This window comes from Moraxella sp., assembly GCF_024227015.1.
Taxonomy (GTDB): Bacteria; Pseudomonadota; Gammaproteobacteria; order Pseudomonadales; family Moraxellaceae; genus Moraxella.
The window spans coordinates 1-3365 of sequence record NZ_JAAELD010000223.1; the positions used below are offsets into that span (position 1 = coordinate 1).

Consider the following 3365-nt stretch of genomic DNA (forward strand, 5'->3'; position numbering starts at 1 on the left):
CCAGCAGGACCCACAAAGAAACGCTTTAAGGTGTCAGGCGTAGCCACCGCCCCGATGTGCGTCATCTTACCAGTGGTGGTAGAGACGGACTCGCCATCGCCAATCTTATTCGGCAGTGCCGCCAGCAGCATGCAGTTGGTGGTCTTGGTATAAGCACCGTCATCCGTCTGAATCCACAGAACGCCACGTGGGTCAAAGAACAGACCATCCGGTGATGACAGATCGTTCTCAGCGGTTAGCTTGGATAAGTTCTGCTCAGCCTTATCGTGTGGAGAGGCGAACAGGTAAATGTCCCAGCGGAACTTATCGCCCGTATTACCTGCCAATTCCGCAAAGCGAATGATGTGTCCATGCTGGTTACCTTTACCATCGTAGCTACGAGGGTTAGCAGCATTTACGTCTTCTTCTTTACGCTTCGAGTTATTGGTTAGGGTAACATAGACTTCGCCTGTGATTGGACTGACCGACACCCATTCTGGTCTGTCCATCTTGGTTGCACCCACTTTGTCGGCAGCCAAACGAGCAAAGACAACGATTTCAGCTTCATTTTTAAAATCGGCCAATGCAGGGTTTTTCTTTGATAGTTCACGCCACTCGCCCGTGCCGTCATCATTAAACACTGCAACATATAGCGTACCTTTATCAAGGTATTTATCACCCGCTTTTAGGCCACCGCCAATGTCTTTGTTTGACCACTTAGCATCTGAGACGAACTTATAGATGTACTCACCGCGCGCATCATCACCCATATAGAATACCAAGTTCTCACCTTGCTCTGGCGGTACAAAAGCACAGTTCTCATGCGCAAAACGACCCAAGCTTGTGCGCTTAACCGCTTGTGCTTTTGGGTTAAACGGGTCAATCTCAGTGATATAGCCAAAGGTATTAAAGGTATTGCGATGGTCATCGGTAGATTTCTTGGAGTCAGGCTTGGCGGTCACATCCCAGTGATCGAACTCGCCTTTTTCACCATCGGTTGGTGTGTGCCAACGATAGACATCATCACCGATGGTGTGTTCTTTTAGACCATAACGAGCTAAGCGCTTATCATCTTTTTCGCTGATGATTGACTTGTCTTCACTTCTGGCGAAGACATTTAGAAAGTTCTCTTCCGTGGTCAGATACGTTCCCCATGGTGACAATCCAGCACCACATTGGTTATTAATACCAACACTGGTTAAGCCCTTAGGGTCGATTTTGGTCTGCAGATATTCACTACCCTTGGCGACGCCTGATATTTTGGTTGTCGTGCCGCTGGTATAACGCTTGTTAAACGGAGAATCTTTAACCAATTCATAACCTGTCGGTGTGCGCTTTAGCTCAACCACAGACACGCCATGCGCGTGGATTTCACGGCGAACATCATTGGCAAGCTTTCTTTTTTGGTAGATTTTGGTTGCGCTTGGATCATCTTCTGTATAATTTTCGATCGGGTTTAGATTTGGGTTGGTGTATTCATGGTTCATGGCGAGCAGCCCACGCTCCGAAACCTCTGGCGCATACTGACCATTTTTTAGACCGAAGAACCACATGCCATCGTGGTTATCGCCCATGCGGTATTTGAACGACTCGCCCACCACCATGCGATCATCCGTCCAGTCATCGATACCACTGACCAATGGCGTACCTAATGGCAAAATCAATTCAGCACGATAACCCTCAGCCACCACCATATCGCCACCTGTATAGTGTGGCACGGCGGTGAATTTTAGCGAGTTTGGGCGTTGTAAATTTTTGACAGTATTGGCTGATGGCTTAGCAAACGCCGACAGCGGAAAACTACCAAAGAACGCTGCAGCAGTCAGACCAGCACCACCTTTTAAGACGCTGCGGCGATGTACAGAATTCATCATCGATGCAAATTCAGGGTTGTCAGTTGGGTTGGAATCCTCGACAAATTCCTCATCTTCAAAATCAAACTCATTAGGGCTGTGCAATAGCATGGCATACTCCAAATATAATAAAAATACAGTCAAATAAATTCAAAAGCGTGATCGACGCTGCATTCAACATTACAGCGATCAGCGAGCACTTTCAAATTAACAAACCATTAAAAAGTATGCATAGCATAAGACATATTTATGACAATTTCGTGAATGAAAATTGCGATTAGACAATAAAAATAAGACGGTAAATAACCGTCTTATTCCCATACTAATTCTATATCAATCTACCAATTTCTCTATGAATTCGATAAAATCAACCGCGATTTGCGTCCCGCATTGATCATCAATCTCACGCACACAGGTTGGCGATGTTACGTTGATTTCTGTGATTTTTGCACCGATTAGGTCAAGCCCGACGAAGTACAGACCATTTTGTAATAACGTTGGCGCGACTTGTTCGGCGACAGCACGCTCAGCTTCGGTCAATGGCATGGCAACACCGCGGCCACCTGCGGCCAAGTTACCACGAGTCTCACCCCCTTGTGGGATACGTGCAAGGCAATACGGCACCACTTGCCCGCCGACGATTAGCACACGTTTATCGCCCTCTTTAATCTCGGGCAGATATTTTTGCGCCATGATGGGCAGGCTCTCCATCTGGGTCAGCATCTCTAAGGTTGAGCCGATGTTCGGACTGTCCACAGTCAAACGAAAAATCCCCATGCCACCCATACCATCTAGCGGCTTAACAATCACATCTTCATGCTCATTGATGAATTCACGAATGTGTGACTGCTTGGCGGTGACAATGGTTGGACTCATGTATTCACTAAACTGCGTGGCGAATAGCTTTTCGTTGCACGCACGCACTGAATTAGGATCATTCACCACAAGCACCCCTGCGCGCTTAGCATATTCTAATAAATGCAAAGCATACAAAAAGTTCATGTCAAATGGCGGATCTTTACGCATCAAGATCACATCAAAGTCCGTGGCCTTAACTGTGGTTTTTTCATCAAGCTCATAGAATTTTTCAGGATTTTTAAAAACTCTTAAATCCTGCTTATCCACACAAAGCTCGCCCTTATCAAGCCACAGATCATGAATACTGCAATACGCCAAACCATGATTACGCTCGCTAATTGCCCACATCATCGCAAGAGACGTGTCTTTTTTATAGTTAATGGTGGCAATATCATCCATGACAATTAGAAAGTTTAATTTTTTCATGACTCAAACCCCGTATTGCTGACGATAAGCTTGCATTTTTGCCAGATGATCAGTCTCGCCTTTAGCCTCTAAAAATGCAATAATATCATCAATATCAACCAACGCATGAACAGGCACGCCGAGGTCATCATTGATCTGCTGTACCGCCGAACGCTCATCTTGCCCACGTTCTTTACGATCAAGCGCAATAACAATCCCAGCAAGATTCGCACCGGCATTCTTTAGAATTTCTACCACCTCACGCACCGC

At 46.2% G+C, this 3365-nt stretch carries 2 protein-coding genes and 1 pseudogene; all 3 read right to left on the reverse strand.

The features are described from left to right. Positions 1 to 1943 (reverse strand): alkaline phosphatase PhoX (locus GY683_RS05250; protein WP_297287745.1); only part of this gene is annotated, 1943 nt, incomplete at its 3' end. 222 nt (positions 1944 to 2165) lie between these two features. Beyond that, positions 2166 to 3116, reverse strand: coding sequence for a glutathione synthase (gene gshB, locus GY683_RS05255; RefSeq protein ID WP_297287746.1), 951 nt, complete (start codon positions 3114 to 3116; stop codon positions 2166 to 2168). Positions 3117 to 3119: 3 nt separating this feature from the next. Beyond that, positions 3120 to 3365, reverse strand: a pseudogene (gene pyrE / locus GY683_RS05260) (orotate phosphoribosyltransferase); the annotation flags it as partial.